This window comes from Actinosynnema sp. NPDC091369 (assembly GCF_044757065.1).
Lineage (GTDB): Bacteria > Actinomycetota > Actinomycetes > Mycobacteriales > Pseudonocardiaceae > Actinosynnema.
The window spans coordinates 94979-110629 of record NZ_JBIVUG010000015.1 but is presented as its reverse complement, the minus strand read 5'-3'; the positions used below and the strand labels follow the sequence as shown (position 1 = coordinate 110629).

At 73.4% G+C, this 15651-nt stretch carries 17 protein-coding genes; 7 read left to right on the top strand and 10 right to left on the bottom strand.

Going from position 1 to position 15651, the window contains the following annotated elements; genetic code table 11:
* Positions 1-86: 86 nt before the first annotated feature.
* From ACIQMJ_RS35805 to ACIQMJ_RS35780, 6 genes are all read right to left on the bottom strand, one after another.
* Positions 87-1178 carry an LCP family protein gene (locus ACIQMJ_RS35805; RefSeq protein WP_499765441.1) on the bottom strand — a complete coding sequence of 364 codons (1092 nt, stop codon included), beginning with the start codon at positions 1176-1178 and terminating at the stop codon, positions 87-89.
* A 70-nt stretch (positions 1179-1248) separates the two neighbouring features.
* Entirely contained in the window at positions 1249-1638 is a 390-nt protein-coding gene (locus ACIQMJ_RS35800) for a DUF3037 domain-containing protein (protein ID WP_499765440.1), read from the bottom strand.
* The gene (locus tag ACIQMJ_RS35795) at positions 1622-2416 is read right to left on the bottom strand and encodes a HipA family kinase (protein WP_499765439.1); all 795 of its coding nucleotides are present in this window, start codon (positions 2414-2416) and stop codon (positions 1622-1624) included. Before ACIQMJ_RS35795 ends, ACIQMJ_RS35800 begins: the two co-directional genes overlap by 17 nt.
* Before the next feature lie 100 nt (positions 2417-2516).
* Positions 2517-3272 (bottom strand): SGNH/GDSL hydrolase family protein, encoded by a 756-nt coding sequence (locus tag ACIQMJ_RS35790; RefSeq protein WP_499765438.1) that lies wholly within the window; start codon positions 3270-3272, stop codon positions 2517-2519.
* Positions 3273-3327: 55 nt separating this feature from the next.
* Positions 3328-4410, bottom strand: coding sequence for a lactonase family protein (locus ACIQMJ_RS35785; RefSeq protein ID WP_499765437.1), 1083 nt, complete (start codon positions 4408-4410; stop codon positions 3328-3330).
* A 143-nt stretch (positions 4411-4553) separates the two neighbouring features.
* Positions 4554-5423 (bottom strand): PPK2 family polyphosphate kinase, encoded by an 870-nt coding sequence (locus tag ACIQMJ_RS35780; protein ID WP_499765436.1) that lies wholly within the window; start codon positions 5421-5423, stop codon positions 4554-4556.
* Between the two features lie 141 nt (positions 5424-5564).
* On the opposite strand from ACIQMJ_RS35780, the gene rocD reads away from it, so the two are divergent.
* The 4 genes from rocD to ACIQMJ_RS35760 all read left to right on the top strand — a co-directional run bounded on the left by rocD (position 5565) and on the right by ACIQMJ_RS35760 (position 9861).
* The gene (gene rocD / locus ACIQMJ_RS35775; protein ID WP_499765435.1) at positions 5565-6794 is read left to right on the top strand and encodes an ornithine--oxo-acid transaminase; all 1230 of its coding nucleotides are present in this window, start codon (positions 5565-5567) and stop codon (positions 6792-6794) included.
* Between the two features lie 102 nt (positions 6795-6896).
* A complete protein-coding gene (locus ACIQMJ_RS35770; protein WP_499765434.1) occupies positions 6897-8270 on the top strand; it encodes a DUF2252 domain-containing protein in 1374 nt (457 codons plus the stop codon).
* Positions 8271-8324: 54 nt separating this feature from the next.
* Positions 8325-9029: a histidine phosphatase family protein gene (locus ACIQMJ_RS35765; RefSeq protein WP_499765433.1), complete on the top strand. Its 705-nt coding sequence runs from the start codon at positions 8325-8327 to the stop codon at positions 9027-9029.
* A complete protein-coding gene (locus tag ACIQMJ_RS35760) occupies positions 9007-9861 on the top strand; it encodes an NAD(P)H-hydrate dehydratase (protein ID WP_499765432.1) in 855 nt (284 codons plus the stop codon). The genes ACIQMJ_RS35765 and ACIQMJ_RS35760 overlap by 23 nt, the downstream gene beginning before the upstream one ends.
* Here ACIQMJ_RS35760 and ACIQMJ_RS35755 read toward each other — a convergent pair.
* Together ACIQMJ_RS35755 and ACIQMJ_RS35750 are read right to left on the bottom strand one after the other, a co-directional pair.
* The gene (locus ACIQMJ_RS35755) at positions 9858-10274 is read right to left on the bottom strand and encodes a COX15/CtaA family protein (protein ID WP_499765431.1); all 417 of its coding nucleotides are present in this window, start codon (positions 10272-10274) and stop codon (positions 9858-9860) included. The genes ACIQMJ_RS35760 and ACIQMJ_RS35755 overlap by 4 nt on opposite strands.
* Before the next feature lie 108 nt (positions 10275-10382).
* The gene (locus ACIQMJ_RS35750; protein ID WP_499765430.1) at positions 10383-12020 is read right to left on the bottom strand and encodes an ABC-F family ATP-binding cassette domain-containing protein; all 1638 of its coding nucleotides are present in this window, start codon (positions 12018-12020) and stop codon (positions 10383-10385) included.
* 91 nt (positions 12021-12111) lie between these two features.
* On the opposite strand from ACIQMJ_RS35750, the gene ACIQMJ_RS35745 reads away from it, so the two are divergent.
* Positions 12112-12999: a hypothetical protein gene (locus ACIQMJ_RS35745; RefSeq protein WP_499765429.1), complete on the top strand. Its 888-nt coding sequence runs from the start codon at positions 12112-12114 to the stop codon at positions 12997-12999.
* 10 nt (positions 13000-13009) lie between these two features.
* Here ACIQMJ_RS35745 and ACIQMJ_RS35740 read toward each other — a convergent pair whose 3' ends face one another.
* Together ACIQMJ_RS35740 and zapE are read right to left on the bottom strand one after the other, a co-directional pair.
* Complete coding sequence (locus tag ACIQMJ_RS35740) at positions 13010-13252, bottom strand: DUF3040 domain-containing protein (protein WP_499765428.1); 243 nt, start codon at positions 13250-13252, stop codon at positions 13010-13012.
* A gap of 67 nt (positions 13253-13319) precedes the next feature.
* A complete protein-coding gene (zapE, locus tag ACIQMJ_RS35735; RefSeq protein ID WP_499765427.1) occupies positions 13320-14333 on the bottom strand; it encodes a cell division protein ZapE in 1014 nt (337 codons plus the stop codon).
* Between the two features lie 39 nt (positions 14334-14372).
* Here zapE and ACIQMJ_RS35730 point away from each other — a divergent pair, with 39 nt between their 5' ends.
* Positions 14373-15128 (top strand): pyrimidine reductase family protein, encoded by a 756-nt coding sequence (locus tag ACIQMJ_RS35730; protein WP_499765502.1) that lies wholly within the window; start codon positions 14373-14375, stop codon positions 15126-15128.
* A 73-nt stretch (positions 15129-15201) separates the two neighbouring features.
* Positions 15202-15651 carry an Asp23/Gls24 family envelope stress response protein gene (locus tag ACIQMJ_RS35725; RefSeq protein ID WP_499765426.1) on the top strand — a complete coding sequence of 150 codons (450 nt, stop codon included), beginning with the start codon at positions 15202-15204 and terminating at the stop codon, positions 15649-15651.

The window sequence follows — 15651 nt, the reverse complement described above, 5'->3', positions numbered from 1 at the left end:
CGCGGACGGGCCGCCGGGTGCGTGTGCCCGGCGGCCCGTTCGTGCCGGGGCTGTCGGGGTGTGTGGCCCCGACAGCCCGTCGAGCGCTACTTCGGTGCCGGCAGCAGGTCGGCGGGCACCGGTTCGTCCTTCTCCAGCGCACCGAACAGGCGCAGCGCGTTCTCCCGGTCCCACTGCACGACCGAGCCCGCGCCCGGCACGGTCGGCGTGCCGCCCACCGGCACGGTGACCGTGTCCACTCCCCCGCCCATCGCGAACGCCATGCCCGCCAGGTGGTGCAGGTGGTCGTCGGAGTTCACCGAGATCGAGTCCGTGCCCGCGAACAGCAGCGGGAACGCGCGGAACGGGTTGGCGAGCGTGCCGAAGCTCGTCGCCTTCTCGGTCAGCGCGGCGAGGAACTTGCGCTGGTTCTCCACCCGCTGGAGGTCGGCCGTGGCGAACGCCCGGGAGCGCACGAAGCCCAGCGCCTGCGCGCCGTCGAGCTCCTGGCAGCCCGGCTGGAGGTCCAGACCCGCCAACGGGTCCTTCATCGGCTCCTCGATGCACATGTCCACGCCGCCGACCGCGTCCACGATCCCGGCGAAGCCGCCGAAGCCGATCTCCATGTAGTGGTCGACGTGGATGCCCGTGGCGCCTTCCAGCGTCTGCACGAGCAACGACGGCCCGCCGAACGCGAACGCCGCGTTGATCTTGTTCTTGCCGTTGCCCGGGATGTCCACATAGGAGTCACGGGGAACGCTCACCAGGGTGGCCTTCCCGGAGCCGTCGGGGATGTGCAGCAACATGATGGTGTCGGTGCGCCGCCCACCCGCGTCACCTGTGGACAGGTCCTGCTTCTGCTCCTCGGTGAGGTCGTCGCGCGCGTCCGACCCGACGAGCAGCCAGTTGGTGCCCGGCGTGTCCGCGGGCCTGCCCTCGTAGTCGCCCAGCGCGTCGATCCGGCGCAACGACCCGTCGACGTAGAACCACAGGCCCACGCCGAACACCAGCAGCAGCACCAGGACGACCCCGATGATCCGCCCGATCCTCGGCTTGCGGCGGCGCGGCGCCGGACGCGCCGCCGGCTGGTGGGCCGGCGGCCCGTAGCCCTGCCCGCCCTGGGGCCTGCGCTGCCGCGGTTGCCCGCCCTGTCGGTATCCGCCCTGCTGATACCCGCCCTGCTGGTATCCGGCGTTCATCAAGCGACCCCGTCCGTGTGTCGTCACTGCCCGCACCTAAAGACGCGGCGCGCGGCGAGAGGTTGCCACCCTAGTGGTCGGGCGGCAGCACCAGCGCGGCCAGCAGGCGGTCCAGCTCGGCCTCCGGGTCATCGGTGAGACCGGTGTGCGCGGGCGAGGTCTGCACGATGGTGCTGCGCGGCGCGGTCAGCCAGCGGAACCGCTGACCGGCCGACGTGCGCGACACCGGGCCCGCCTTGGGCACGCCGTCGCACGACAGCCCCAGGTGCTCCAGCGTGGCCCGCAGCACCTCCACGTCCAGGAACGGGTCCAGCGCCAGCACCCGGCGCTCGTCGACGTGCACGCGGGCGCCCAGGAAGTCCAGGTCCTTGCAGTAGACCAGCACGCCGACGTTGACGAACTCGCCGCGCTCCTGCCGGGGCACGGCGCGCAGCAGCGCGTACTCAAACACGTGCGGCACGGGCGGCCTCCAGTGCGTCGACCCAGGTCCGCGGCGCGGCCAGGCGGGCGGTGAAGAACGACTCGTACGCCGCGCGCACGGCCTGCGGTGTGCCGAACGCCTCGTCCTGCGCGAGCCACGCGTCGGGCACCAGCGCGAGCACCTCGCGCACGAGGTCGGGCGTGACGCGGGCGGTCAGCTCGGCGTCGATCCCGGCCAGGTCGCCCGCGAACGGCAGCATCAGGTGGTCGGCCGCGTCGAACCGGTAGGTGGCCGCGGGGAACTTCTCCGGCCGCCACGAGTGGTGGAAGTACAGCGAGGCGCCGTGGTCGATCAGCCACAGCTCCCGGTGCCACAGCAGCGTGTTCGGGTTGCGCCAGCTGCGGTCGACGTTGAGCGTGAGGGCGTCCAGCCACAGCAGGCGGGCCGCGGTGTCCGCCGAGGGTTCGCGCACCACCGGGTTGTAGTCGAACGAGCCGGGCAGGTAGTCCAGCCCGAGGTTGAGCCCGCCGCTGGCCTTCAGCAGCTCCTGCACCTCCTGGTCCGGCTCGGCCCGGCCCAGTTCCGGGTCGAGCTCGACCAGGACGATCTCGGGCACCCGGAAGCCGAGGCGGCGGGCCAGCTCGCCGACCACGATCTCGGCCACCAGCGCCTTCACGCCCTGGCCCGCGCCGCGGAACTTGAGCACGTACATGCCGAGGTCGTCGGCTTCGACCAGGCCGGGCAGGGAACCGCCCTCCCGGAAGGGCGTGACGTAGCGGGTGGCCGCGACCTGGCGCAGCCCGTTCGTGGGGTTCACGGTGTTAGTTTGCCGCTGCTCCGCAGACGGCGGCTCGGTCGCCTGGAAGTCGACGCGACCTCGCAGGTCAGGTGGCCGGGTCGGGGGAGACGGGGGCCGGTCAGGTGGCGTGGACGAGGGAGGCGGCCGCGGTCAGCGCCGGGAGGTAGCCGGACTCGTGGCCGGCGCGGTTGGGGTGGTAGGAGCGGTCGACGGGGACCAGGACCAGGCCGTTCAGCCACGACTCGTCGGCGCACACGCCGTGGCCGTCGAACGGCTGCCGCACGTCGGCGAAGGTGAACCCGGCCGCGCCGGCCCGGTCGCCGGTCACCTCGGCCAGCGCGTCGGCCGCCCGGTTCACCGCCTCCCGCTTGCGGCCGCTCATCAGGCACCACGTCTCGAACGAGAACAGCCGCGGGTAGCCCAGCACCACGACCTCGGTCTTCGTCCGGTCGCGCACCGCGCGGTACAGGGCGTCCAACCGGCCCGGCAGCTCGTCCCGGATGAACCGCACGGCCACGTCCACCCGCTGCGCGCACTCGTCGTCGCCGTTCAGCGTGCACGTGGTCATCACGTCGCCGAACCCGGCGTCGTTGCCACCCGCGGTGATGGTGACCAGCGTGGCGGACGGCGTGATCCGCTCCGCCTGCCCGGCCACCTCGCCGGTCCGCGCGCCGGCGCACGCGGCGAACACCAGCGACGCGCCGTTGCGCTCCGCCCACAGCCTCGGGTAGGCGTGCGGGCTCTGCCGGCAGTCGTCGGACGCCTCGTCGCCCGCGCCGAGGCCCGCCGCGTAGGAGTCACCCAACGCGACGAGCTCCGGCGCGACCGGTGCGGGGGCCAGGGACATCACCAGTGCGACCGCGAGCATCCTCATGCCCCCGGCCTACCACTGTGGACGGTCCCGCCGGCCGAAGTTAACCCGTCGGGTGCTACCTCGTCAGGGCGACGCAGACCGGGATCGGGGACGCCGTCGTGCCGGTCTGCCGCAGCGTCCCGGTCGACCGGTCCACGGCGAACGTGGTGATCGCGTCGGAGTTCTGGTTGGCCGCCAGCAGGAACCGGCCCGACGCGTCGAGCACGATGTGCCGGGGGAACTTCCCTCCCACCGGCGTGGCCTCGACCAGCCGCAGCGACGCCCCGCCGCGCTCGACCGCGAACACCGCCACGCTGTCGTGGCCCCGGTTGGACAGGTAGGCGAACCGGCCGTCGGCCGACACCACGATCTCGGCCGGGTAGTTGCGCGGGCCGGTCGGCGCGCCGGCGGGCAGCGTGCTCACCTTCTGGCCCGGCGTGAGCACACCCCGGTCGTAGGCGGCCACCACGATCGTGGAGTCCAGCTCGTTGGCGATGTAGGCGAACCTGCCCGACGGGTGGAACGCCAGGTGCCGCGGCCCCGCGCCGGGGTGCACGCGCGCCGTGCCGGCCGGGGTCAGCCTGCCCTGGTCGCTGAGCCGGTAGCTGTAGACCGAATCGGTGCCCAGGTCGACCGCCAGCACGAACTCGCCGGTGGGGTCGGGCAGCACCTGGTGCGCGTGCGGCCCCTCCTGCCGGTCCGGGTCCGGCCCCGCGCCGGAGTGCACGACGAGGTCGGTGCGCTCGCCCAACCCGCCCTCGCGCAGCACCGGGTGCACGGACACGCTGCCCGAGCTGTAGTTGGCCGAGAGCAGGAACCCCCGGTGCAGCGCCAGGTGGCACGGGTCCGCGCCGCCGGTGCTCCGGCTGCCGACCACCTTCGGCACGCCGTCGGCGCCGACCGCCAGCGCGGTCACCTCGCCGTCGGACTTCTCGTTGACCGCGTACACCCAGCGCCCCGCGTCGATCACGAACGACGGGTTGGGCACGTCCGGCACCACGCCGGTGACGCGCAGCCGGCCCGTCGCCGGGTCGTACGCGCCGAGGCCGAGGCCCGTGCCGCCGCCCGCCCAGGACGTGTAGGTGCCCAGGTAGGCGCGGACCTCCTTCCGCCCGTGGCCCTCCGCGGACTCGTCCGCTCGCGCGACACCCTCGGTCATCAGCAACCCCGCTCCCACGCCAACGGCCCCCAGGAACCGCCGCCTGTCGACAACCACACCGAACCTCCGCTCGACCGCCCGCGGCGGCTCCCACACTGGCCTGGACCACTGTGAACATGCAAGAGGCGCAACGAAGATTGCACTCAGCGCAACGGGTCGGCGTCCTGGAGCCGTGCCAACTCGACGGCCGGATCGTACGAGGGCTCGGGGTAGGTCGGCGCGAGGCCGCGCAGCGCCTCCAGCAGCAGCCGCGCCACGACCCAGTTGCGGTACCACTTGCGGTCCGACGGCACGGCGTACCAGGGCGCGACCGGCGTGGAGCACTTGACCAGCGCGTCGGAGTAGGCGAGCTGGTAGCGGGAGAACTTGGCCCGCACCTCCAGGTCGCCCGGGTTGTACTTCCAGCGCTTGAGCGGGTCCTCCAGCCGGGCGATGAGCCGTTCGCGCTGCCGTTCCGGCGAGATGTGCAGGAAGCACTTCACCGTGGTCACGCCCTGGTCGGCGAGCTCCGCCTCGAACGCGTTGATCTGCCGGTACCGGCGCCGCCACTCGGTCGACGGCACGAGGTTGTCCACCCGCGCGACCAGCACGTCCTCGTAGTGCGAGCGGTCGAACACGCCGATGTAGCCCGGCTGCGGCACCTGGCGGCGCACGCGCCACAGGAAGTCGTGCCGCAGCTCGGCGCGGGTCGGCTTCTTGAACGACGCGATGCGCAGGCCCTGCGGGTTCACCAGGCCCGCGACGTGCCGGATCGTGCCGCCCTTGCCCGAGGTGTCCATGCCCTGGAGGACCAGCAGCACCCGCCGGTTCCCGCCGCCGGTGCCCTCGGCGTACAGCGCTTCCTGGAGCCGGTCCAGCTCCCGGCCCATCACCGCCATGTCCGCGGCGGCCTCGGTCTTGGACTTCGGGCCGACCGGCGTCGAGGCCGGGTCGACCTCGGCGAGGTCGAAACCCTCCGGCTCCACCCGGAAGGTGTCGGAAATCGACTGGACCTGCAGGGACTTGGTGGCCATCGTCGGAGGGTAACCCGCCGATCTTGGCCGTGCCGACTGCGCAACGGATCGTCGTGAAACGGTTCGATTGCGCAACGAACATGATGGACACGCAACGCCTGACGGATGAAATCGCTGGCGCAGGCCCCTTACTGTGGTGACATGACCGCCATGGCCGCAGCCCTGAGCTCCCCGCACTTCATCGCGCTCGACGAGGAATGGAGCACGCACAACTACCACCCGCTGCCGGTCGTGATCTCGCACGGCGAGGGCGCGTGGGTGACCGACGTCGAAGGACGCCGCTACCTGGACTTCCTGTCCGGCTACTCGTCGCTGAACTTCGGCCACCGCCATCCCGACCTGGTGGCCGCGGCGGTCGAGCAGCTCGGCCGCGTCACGCTCACCAGCCGCGCGTTCCACCACGACCAGTTCGGCCTGTTCTGCCGCGAGCTGGCCGAGCTGACCGGCACCGAGATGGTGCTCGCGATGAACTCCGGCGCGGAGGCCGTCGAGTCGGCGATCAAGGTCGCCCGCAAGTGGGCCTACCGGGTGAAGGGCGTGCCCGCCGGCACGGCCGAGATCGTGGTCGCCGGCTCCAACTTCCACGGCCGCACCACCACGATCGTCTCGTTCTCCACCGACGAGACCGCGCGCGAGGACTTCGGGCCGTTCACGCCCGGCTTCAAGGTGGTCGAGTACGGGTCGCTGGACGCGTTGCGCGAGGCGATCACCGAGCGGACGGCCGCCGTGCTGCTGGAGCCGATCCAGGGCGAGGCGGGCGTGGTCGTGCCGCCCGCGGGCTACCTGGCGGGGGCGCGGGCGCTGTGCGACGAGCACAACGTGCTGCTCATCGCGGACGAGATCCAGTCGGGTCTGGGCCGCACGGGCGACCTGCTGGCGCTGGACCACGAGGGCGTGCGCGCCGACCTCTACACGTTGGGCAAGGCGCTGGGCGGCGGCATCATGCCGGTCTCGGCGGTGGTCGGCAGCCGCGCCGTGCTGGGCGTGCTGCGGCCCGGCGAGCACGGGTCGACGTTCGGCGGCAACCCGCTGGCGTGCGCGGTCGGCCGGGCCGTGGTGCGGCTGCTGGCGACCGGCGAGTTCCAGCAGCGGTCCCGCGAGCTGGGCGCGCACCTGCACGCGCGGCTGGGCGAGCTGGTCGGGCGCGGCGTGGCCGAGGTGCGCGGGCGCGGGCTGTGGGCCGGGGTGGAGATCGCGCCCGGCGGGCCGCGCGGCCGTGCGGCGTCGGAGGCGCTGGCCGGGCTCGGCGTGCTGTGCAAGGAGACCCAGGACACCACCCTGCGGGTCGCGCCCCCGCTCGTGATCACGCGGGCCGAGCTGGACCGGGGTGTCGACGCGATCGGCGAGGTTTTGAGCACTCCGTCCCGTTGAGTCCGATTCCGCGTCGAACGGACCGGCCACGCAGCGTCAACGCAGGTCACAGACGTGTGGCGGCGCACGTATCCGGCCGGTCCGTGCCGCATCCTTACCCGCATGGGTGAACGCAAGCGGGCTCGGGCGGCCGTCTCGCTGGGACAGTGGGTGGAACCGGACGAGGTCCTGGCGCGCGGCCGCGGGCTGCGGGCGGCGGTGAGCCACGAGGCGCACCGCGTGGTGGCGCTCGCGGCCGACCGGCCGGGCGTGGTCGAGTACGTGGAGGCGTCGAACGAGGGCCGCCTGCCGCACCTGGTGCCGCTGCGGGTCGGCCGGATGCTCGCCTCGCCGTTCGCGTTCTTCCGGGGCAGCGCCGGGCTGATGGCGGGCGACCTGGCCGCGGGCGCGCGCAGCGGGCTGGACGCGCAGCTGTGCGGTGACGCGCACGCGGCCAACTTCGGCCTCTACGGCACGCCCGAGGGGCGGATCGTGATGGACATCAACGACTTCGACGAGACGCTGCCCGGTCCGTGGGAGTGGGACCTGAAGCGGTTGGCGACGTCGCTGGTGCTGGCGGGCCGCGAGGGCGGCGTGTCGGAGAAGGGCTGCCGCGACGCCGCGTCCGACGCGGTGCGCGCCTACCGCGGCGCGGCGCGGCACCTGGCCGAGATCCCGTTCATGGAGTCCTGGAACGCGCTGGGTGACGAGTCGGCGCTGTCCAGGACCAAGGCCGACGACCTGATGGACGCCTTCACCAAGGCCGCGTCCAAGGCGCGCAAGAACACCAGCGCGCGGGTGGCGGCGAAGTGGACGCGGCGCGAGGGCGAGCACATCCGGTTCGTCGAGGACCCGCCCGTGCTGTCCCGCATCTCCCCGGAGGTGGCGCGGTCCGTCGTGGACGCCCTGCCGTCCTACGTGGACACCCTGCGGGAGTCGCGGTACAACCTGATCATGCGCTACAGCGTGTCCGACGTGGCGTTCCGCGTGGTCGGCACCGGCAGCGTGGGGTGGCGCAACTACCTGGTCCTGTTGCACGGCAACGGTGACGAGGCGCTGGTGTTGCAGGCGAAGGAGGCGCGCCCGTCGGCGCTGGCGCCGTTCCTGGGCGCGTCGCCGGTCAAGCACGAGGGCAAGCGGATCGTGCACGGCGCGCGGCTCGTGCAGGCCGAGACCGACATCCTGCTGGGCTGGACCACGATCGACGGCCGCGACTACATCGTCCGGCAGTTCCGCAACCGCAAGGGCGAGATCGACGCGACCACGCTGAAGCGGGACGACCTGGACGACTACGGCAGGCTCGCGGGCGCGCTGCTGGCCCGCGCGCACAGCCGGTCGGTCGACCCGCGGCTGCTGGCCGGGTACTGCGCGGACGGCGAGGAGCTGGACTCGGCCATCGCCCGGTACGCGCTGGACTACGCCGACCGGACGTGCGCCGACCACGAGGCGCTGGTCGCGGCGGTCAGGTCCGGCCGGCTGCCCGCCGAGCGCGAATGACGGTGCCCTCTCCCTGGCATGCCCTCGCGGTCCCGTGCCACTAAGTTCGCTGGGGTGGAGTGGATCGGGGTCATCAGGCACGGCGAGAGCAACGGCAACGTGGCGCGCGAAGCCGCCGAGTCGGCCGGGGACGACGTCATCGACATCGCCGAGCGGGACGCGGACGTGCGGCTGTCCCCCGCCGGTGAGCAGCAGGGCCGGGCGCTGGGGAGGTGGTTCGCCTCGATGCCGCGCGAGCAGTGGCCGGACCTGGTCGTGGCGTCGCCGTACCGGCGGGCCATCGACACCGCCGCGCTGGCGCTGCGGGGGCACCCCCGGATGCTGGTCGACGAACGGCTGCGCGACCGCGAACTGGGCGTGCTCGACCTGCTGACCACGCACGGCGTGGCGAACCGGTACCCGGACGAACTGGTGCGCAAGCGCCGGCTCGGCAAGTTCTACTACCGGCCGCCGGGCGGCGAGTCGTGGGCCGACGTCCTGCTGCGGCTGCGGTCGCTGCTGCGCGACCTCGACGGGCAGCGGGTGCTGCTGTTCGCCCACGAGATCACGCCGTTCCTGCTGCGCTACCTGCTGGAGGGCCTGCCCGAGCGCGACATGCTGGCCTACGCGCACCACTCGACCGTGCCCAACGGCTCGCTGACGTCGTGGCGGCGCGAGGACGGCGTGTGGTTGTTGGAGCGGGAGTTCGAGAGCGACCACCTGATCGAGCACGGCGCGGAGCCCACGGAGACCGAAGATGCCACCACGCGTTCAGCCTGAGCCCATCACGTCGGCCCTGTTGCGGGAGTGGCCGCGAGGCCGCGAGGACAGCGGCACCGTGCTGGTCGTGGGCGGCTCGCGGCGCGTGCCGGGCGCGGTGCTGCTCAGCGGGATCGCGGCGCTGCGCACCGGCGCGGTGACGCTGCAACTGGCCGTGGCGGACCGGCACGCCTCCGGCCTCGGCTTGGCGGTGCCCGAGGCCCTGGTGGTGGGCCTGCCGGAGACGGAGTCGGGCGCGGTGTCGCGCGCGGCGGCGGACGAGCTGGGTGACCTGGTGGCGGACGCCTCGGCGGTGGTCATCGGGCCCGGTCTGGTCGACCCGGACGAGACGGCCGCCCTGCTGGAGCGGTTGCTGCCCGCGACGCGGGGGCCCGTGGTGCTCGACGCGTTCGCACTGGGCGCGCTGGGCTTGCACCCGTCGCTGGGCGACCCGGTGCGCGGTCGGGTGGTGCTCACGCCGAACGTGGTGGAGGGCGGGTACCTGCTGGGGTCGGAGGTCGAGGACCACGTGGAGGCCGCGGTGGCGATGGCCGGGAAGTACGACGCGGTGGTGAACCTGATGGGCGTGGTGGCCGCGCCGGACGGCCGGGTCTGGCAGGACGGCACCGGGCACGTCGGCCTGTCCACCTCGGGCAGCGGAGACGTGCTGGCCGGGCTGGTCGGCGGGATGCTGGCCCGCGAGTCCGACCCGGCGCTCGCCACCTGCTGGGCCGGGCACGTGCACGCGATGGCCGGACAGCGGCTGGTGCCGCGCACCGGGCTGACCGGGATGCTGGCCCGCGAGCTGCTGGACGAGGTGCCGCGCGTGCTGGTGGAACTGCGGTCGCGCTAGACGCGGAACGTCCGCACGACCAGGTGGGTGGTGGCCGCGACCACCAGCGCGCCGGTGACCACGTGCGCCGCCACCAGCGGCACCGGCAGCACGAGCGCCTCCTGCACCGACCCGATCACGCCCTGGGCCGGCGACACCGCGACCGCGCCCACGGCCGCGAGGGTGCGCAGCACGATCGCCGCGCCGAGCTGGAGCCCGACCAGCACCACCACGGACAGCGCGTGGAACGACGTGAGCTCCGCCGGGTCGAGCCCGAACCGACGCGCGTCCTCGTCACCGGCGTGCGGACCGCTGCCGGTGACCAGCGCGCCCAGCACCGGCACCGCGGTGAGGGCCACCGGCATCGCCGCCGGCCCGACCCGGAGCCGGGGGTCCGCGGGCGCGCGCACCGCGGCGTCCGGCCGGCCGAGCAAGGTCGACCAGCACGACGAGCGCCGCCACCAGCGCCGCCACGGCCACCGCGCGCGCGGACCGCCGGACGGGAGCCCGCGAAGCGTTGACGTCCGGCACCCCGGAGCGGGTCACCTCGTGCGCTTCACCCGCGTCTCGTCCCACACCGGCTCGTCGACCTCCACCACCTCGCCGTCGGACCGGAACAGCAGGAACCGGTCGAAGCCGCGGGCGAACCAGCGGTCGTGGGTGACGGCGACGACGGTGCCGGTGAAGCCCTCCAGCGCGGCCTGCAGCGCCTCCGCCGAGTTCAGGTCGAGGTTGTCGGTCGGCTCGTCCAGCAGCAGCAACGTCGCGCCGGACAGCTCCAGCAGCAGCACCTGGAACCGCGCCTGCTGGCCGCCGGACAGCGTCTCGAACCGCTGGTCGCCCTGCTTGCCCAGGCCGTAGCGGCTCAGCACGGCCATCGCCGCGCCCCGGTCGAGCCCCTTGCGACCGCCCTCGCCGTGCCACAGGACGTCGACCAGCGTGCGGCCGATCCACTCCGGGTGCTGGTGAGTCTGCGCGAACAGGCCCGGCACCACGCGCGCGCCCAGCCGGCACACCCCCGTGTGCGCGACATCGCCGCCGCCGAGCAGCCGCAGGAAGTGGCTCTTGCCCGAGCCGTTCGAGCCGAGCACCGCCACCCGGTCGGAGAAGAAGACCTCCGCGCTGAACGGCTTCATCAGCCCGGTCAGCTCCAGGTCCTCGCACGTGATGGCCCGCACTGCGGTGCGACCGCCGCGCAGCCGCGGCGCCACCTTCTCGTCGGTCGGCAGCTCCGGCGGCGGGCCGGCCTCCTCGAACCGCTCCAGCTTCGCCCGCATGACGCGGTACTTCGCCGCCATCACCTCGCTGATCCGGGCCTGGATCTGGAGGGTGCGCACGAGCTCCTTGAGGTGGTCGTGCTCCTCGTTCCAGCGGCGGTGCAGCTCGGCCAGGCGTTCGATCCGGGACGCGCGGGCGGCGTGCCACGTGCCGAACGACCCGGCGTGCGTCCACGCCGAGTGCGCCTCCACCGTGACCACGTGCGTGGCGGCCACGTCGAGCAACTCCCGGTCGTGGCTGACCAGCAGCACGGCCTTGCCGGTCTCGCGCAGCCGCTCCTCCAGCCACCGCTTGCCCGGCACGTCCAGGTAGTTGTCCGGCTCGTCGAGCAGCAGCACCTGCTCCGGCCCGCGCAGCAGCGCTTCGAGCACCAGCCGCTTCTGCTCGCCGCCGGACAGCGTGCGCACCTCGCGGAACCGGGCCCGGTCGAACGGCACGCCCAGCGCCGCGACCGTGACGGTGTCCCACAGCACCTCGGCGTCGTAGCCGCCGACCTCGCCCCACGCGGTGATCGCGTCGGCGTAGCGCATCTGGGTCGGCTCGTCGTCGGTCTCCATGAGCTGGAGCTCGACCTCGTCCAGCTCCCGGGCGGCGGCCCGCAGCGGCGCCGGTGACGCGGCCAGCAGCAGGTCGCGCACGGTGCTGGAGTCCCGCACGGAGCCCACGAACTGCGGCATCACGCCCAGGCCGCCCTGCACGCGGACGCTGCCCGCCGTGGGCGTCAGCTCGTCGGACAGGATCCGCAGCAGCGTCGTCTTGCCCACGCCGTTCGCGCCGACCAGGGCGACCACGCTGTTCGTGCCGACCTTGAACGACACGTCGCGGAACAGCTCGCGGCCGTCGGGCAGGCGGAAGGCGAGGCCGTTCGCGTCCAGGAATCCCACCCGCGCATGGTCGGCCATAGCCGCTGCCCATGGCCAGCGGATTAGGCCGTATCTGCGAACTGTGACGCGACTCCCTTGAACAGAGCGGTGGACCGGGGAGGACGTCGGGATGGGTGCGGTCGACACGGTGCGGCTGGTCGCGGCGCAGCTGGGGGTGCTGGCCACGGTGGGCGCGCTGCCGTGCGCCGAGGACGGCGTGCCGGTCGGCGAGCCGCAGCCGGTGCGGTGCGAGAACGGCGAGGTGGTGCTGTGGCGGCACCAGGTGGGCCGCGGGTACGTGGACGTGGCGGCCGGGCCGTGCTGGGGCGCGCCGCTGGTGGCGTTCGTGCCGGAGGGACGCGTGGCGCCGGCGGTGGTGCGGCGGCCGTGGCCGGTGGGCGACCCGCGCGAGGACGCCGCCGAGCGGTACCGGCAACGCGTGCACGACCTCACCCACCTGGCGCGGGTGGTGGGGCTGGACGAGCCCGTGGTGCGGCGGTTCGACCGGGCGCTGGTCGAGGAGGTGCTGCGGCCCGAGGTGGACACGCGGACTCTGCCGCCGTGCGTGCGGCCGCCGCGGCAGGAGACCGACGAGTGGGCGCTGGCGGCGTGCGTGCAGGTGCTGCTGGACTTCTACCGCTACCGCTACGACCAGGAGCGGCTGGCGTCGGAACTGGGGTTGGGCACCGAGGAGGCGCCGGTGCGCGGCACGTGGCGCGACGTGGCGCCCGCGGTGCGGGGGCTGACCGGTGCGGCGCTGTCGGTGGCGGTGTCGACGGCGCCGACGTTCACCGAGTACCTGACCGAGGTGCGCGAGGAACGGCCGTCCATCAGCTTCGTGCCCGGTCACGCGAGGCTGGTCACCGGGTACACGCGGATGAGCTCGCTGCGGCTGATGGGCGCGGGTTTCGCCGGGCTGCTCGTGCAGGACCCCGCGGAAGGGGCGGCACGGTGGGAGAACTACGACGCGATGGCGTGCGTGGGCAGCTGCACGGCCAGGGTGAACCTGGTCCCGTAGCGGGCCGCGCTCACCGCCACGTGTAGCCGCGCATCAGCAGCAGCAACGCGCCGAACCCCAACGACGCCAGGGCCGGTCCGAACGCACCGAGGAACAGCAGCAGCACGCCCAGGCCGGCGAACGTGGCCACGAGGGCGTAGCTGAGCAATGGGTGCCGGGGTTTCCCGGCGACGAGCGCCGAGGCCAGGCCCGGCTCCTCGTCCGCGAGTCTGCTCTCGATCTCACTGAGGGTGCGGCGTTCCGCTTCGCTCATCACGGCCGGTGGATACCCGGCGCCCCACCCGCAAAACCCTCCCGATCGGGGGTCTGAGCAGGCAAGATCAGCGGGAGAGGGCCACCAGTCGGGATACCGCCCGCAGGTACTTCTTGCGGTAGCCGCCGCGCAGCATCTCGGCGGTGAACAGCTCCGAGAGCGGCTCGCCGGACACGGCCACCGGGATGTCCCGGTCGTAGAGCCGGTCGCCCAGCGCGACCAGCCGCAGCGCGACCGCCTGGTCGGGCGCGGGCCGGACGTGGCGCAGGTGCACCGCGGCGACCCCGTCGACCAGCCTGCCGTAGCTCGACGGGTGGATGCGGGCCAGCGCGGCGCACAGGTCGGCGAAGTCGTCCAACGTGGCGCCGGGCGTGCTGTGGGCCTTGGCCACCAGGTCCTCGTCGGTCATCGGCGGCGGCGCGTCGGGCAGGCCGCGGTGGCGGTAGTCGGGGCCGTCGACCCGGACCACGGTGAACTTCGCCGACATCGACTGGATCTCGCGCAGGAAGTCGGCGGCGGCGAACCGGCCCTCCCCCAGCTTGTCCGGCAGCGTGTTGGAGGTGGCCGCGACCGACACGCCCGCCGCGGTCAGCTCCTTGATCAGGCGGGTGACCAGCATCGTGTCGCCCGGGTCGTCCAGCTCGAACTCGTCGATCGCGAGCAGCTTGTGGCCCGACAGGCGCCGCACGGTCTCGCCGAAGCCCAGCGCGCCGACCAGGTTGGTCAGCTCCACGAACGTGCCGTAGGACTTGGGCCCGGGCACGGCGTGCCACACCGAGGCCAGCAGGTGGGTCTTGCCGACGCCGAACCCGCCGTCGAGGTAGAGGCCGGGCTTGCCGTCGTCGTCGCCCGACCGCTTGAACAGCCGGCCGAGCACGCCGCCCCGGCTGCCGCCCTCGGACACGCGTTCGGCGAACTCCCGGCACGCCCGCACGGCCGCCGCCTGGCTCGGCTCGTCGGGGTTGGGCAGGTAGGTGTCGAAGCGGACCGCGTCGAAGCGCGGCGGCGGCACCATCGCGCCCACCAGCTCGTCCGCGTCGACGTGCGGGGTTCGATCGGACAGGCGCGGCGGGGCGGACATGCCCGGATCGTAACGGCGTGCTGGGATGTGGCGGTGCGGATGTTGTGGCCACCACGTGACGGCGAGATCACCGACGACGAGCTGGAACGGCTCTACGACTACCCCGACGGGCTCCACCGGCCGTGGGTGCAGGTCAACTTCGTGTCCAGCGTGGACGGTGCGGTGTCGGTGGCCGGGCGTTCCCAGGGGCTGGGCAACGACGCCGACCGCCGGGTGTTCATGCTCGGCCGCGACCTGTGCGACGTGGTGCTCGTCGGCGCGGGCACGGCCCTGGTCGAGGGCTACCACGGGGTCAAGGCGGGCGAGGTGCGCGCGTCGCGGCGGGCCAGGCTCGGTCTCGCGCCCGTGCCGCCGATCGCCGTGGTCACCGGGCGGTGCTCGATCGAACCCACGTCCACGCTGCTGACCAGCACGTCCGTGCCGCCGATCATCCTCACCACGCGAGCCGCGCCGAAGGAGCGGCGGGACGCGCTGGCGGCGGCGGGCGCCGACGTGGTCGTGGCCGGCGAGGAGACCGTGTCGATGGACCTGGCGCTGGCCGCGTTGGACGAGCGCGGGCTGCGCCGGGTCGACTGCGAGGGCGGGCCGCACGTGCTCGGCGCGCTGATCGACGCCGACCTGGTGGACGTGCTGTGCGTGACGTTCTCCCCGCTGCTGGCGGGCGGCGACGCCGGTCGGATCGCGGTCGGGCCGCTGCCGCCGGCACCCCGGTCGCTGGCCCTGGACTCGGTGCTGCACCACGACAGCGCCCTCCTGCTGCGGTACCGGAAGGTGACCCCTGATCCGGTGACGTAGGTCCCGACTCCGGCCCGATCGGCGATACCGTCCGCATCCGAACGGGCACGCTCCGATTCGGAAGGGATCCGCCGTGGCTCAGAGCACCGCCGTCAAGCCGGACACCGGCACCGCGCGTCCGGCCGACGACACCGAGCAGGGCAGGACCACGATCGCGTCGTCGGTCGTGCAGAAGGTCGCGGGCATCGCGGCCCGGGAGATCTCCGGCGTGCACGCCGTCGGCGGCGGCGTGTCGCGGGCGTTCGGCGCCATCCGCGAGCGCATCCCCGGCGCGGGCACCGCGAGCACCGCGGGCGTGGCCGTCGAGGTGGGCGAGAAGCAGGCCGCGGTCGACCTGGACATCATCGTCGAGTACGGCGCGAGCATCGTCGACCTGGCGCGCGCCGTGCGGCGCAACGTGATCGGCCAGGTCGAGCGGATGACCGGGCTGGAGGTCATCGAGGTCAACATCGCCGTCAACGACATCCACCTGCCCGAGGACGACGACGAGCCCGAGTCCGGCACGGGCTCCCGGGTCGAGTGA

Excerpts from the sequence above, each read along its gene's own strand:
- ACIQMJ_RS35730 (WP_499765502.1), top strand. The coding sequence starts at position 14,373 with ATGTTGTGGCCACCACGTGACGGCGAGATCACCGACGACGAGCTGGAA.
- ACIQMJ_RS35760 (WP_499765432.1), top strand. The coding sequence starts at position 9,007 with ATGCCACCACGCGTTCAGCCTGAGCCCATCACGTCGGCCCTGTTGCGG.
- ACIQMJ_RS35745 (WP_499765429.1), top strand. The coding sequence starts at position 12,112 with ATGGGTGCGGTCGACACGGTGCGGCTGGTCGCGGCGCAGCTGGGGGTG.
- ACIQMJ_RS35790 (WP_499765438.1), bottom strand. The coding sequence starts at position 3,272 with ATGAGGATGCTCGCGGTCGCACTGGTGATGTCCCTGGCCCCCGCACCG.
- ACIQMJ_RS35740 (WP_499765428.1), bottom strand. The coding sequence starts at position 13,252 with ATGAGCGAAGCGGAACGCCGCACCCTCAGTGAGATCGAGAGCAGACTC.
- rocD (WP_499765435.1), top strand. The coding sequence starts at position 5,565 with ATGACCGCCATGGCCGCAGCCCTGAGCTCCCCGCACTTCATCGCGCTC.
- ACIQMJ_RS35770 (WP_499765434.1), top strand. The coding sequence starts at position 6,897 with ATGGGTGAACGCAAGCGGGCTCGGGCGGCCGTCTCGCTGGGACAGTGG.
- ACIQMJ_RS35805 (WP_499765441.1), bottom strand. The coding sequence starts at position 1,178 with ATGAACGCCGGATACCAGCAGGGCGGGTATCAGCAGGGCGGATACCGA.
- ACIQMJ_RS35780 (WP_499765436.1), bottom strand. The coding sequence starts at position 5,423 with ATGGCCACCAAGTCCCTGCAGGTCCAGTCGATTTCCGACACCTTCCGG.
- zapE (WP_499765427.1), bottom strand. The coding sequence starts at position 14,333 with ATGTCCGCCCCGCCGCGCCTGTCCGATCGAACCCCGCACGTCGACGCG.
- ACIQMJ_RS35750 (WP_499765430.1), bottom strand. The coding sequence starts at position 12,020 with ATGGCCGACCATGCGCGGGTGGGATTCCTGGACGCGAACGGCCTCGCC.
- ACIQMJ_RS35785 (WP_499765437.1), bottom strand. The coding sequence starts at position 4,410 with ATGACCGAGGGTGTCGCGCGAGCGGACGAGTCCGCGGAGGGCCACGGG.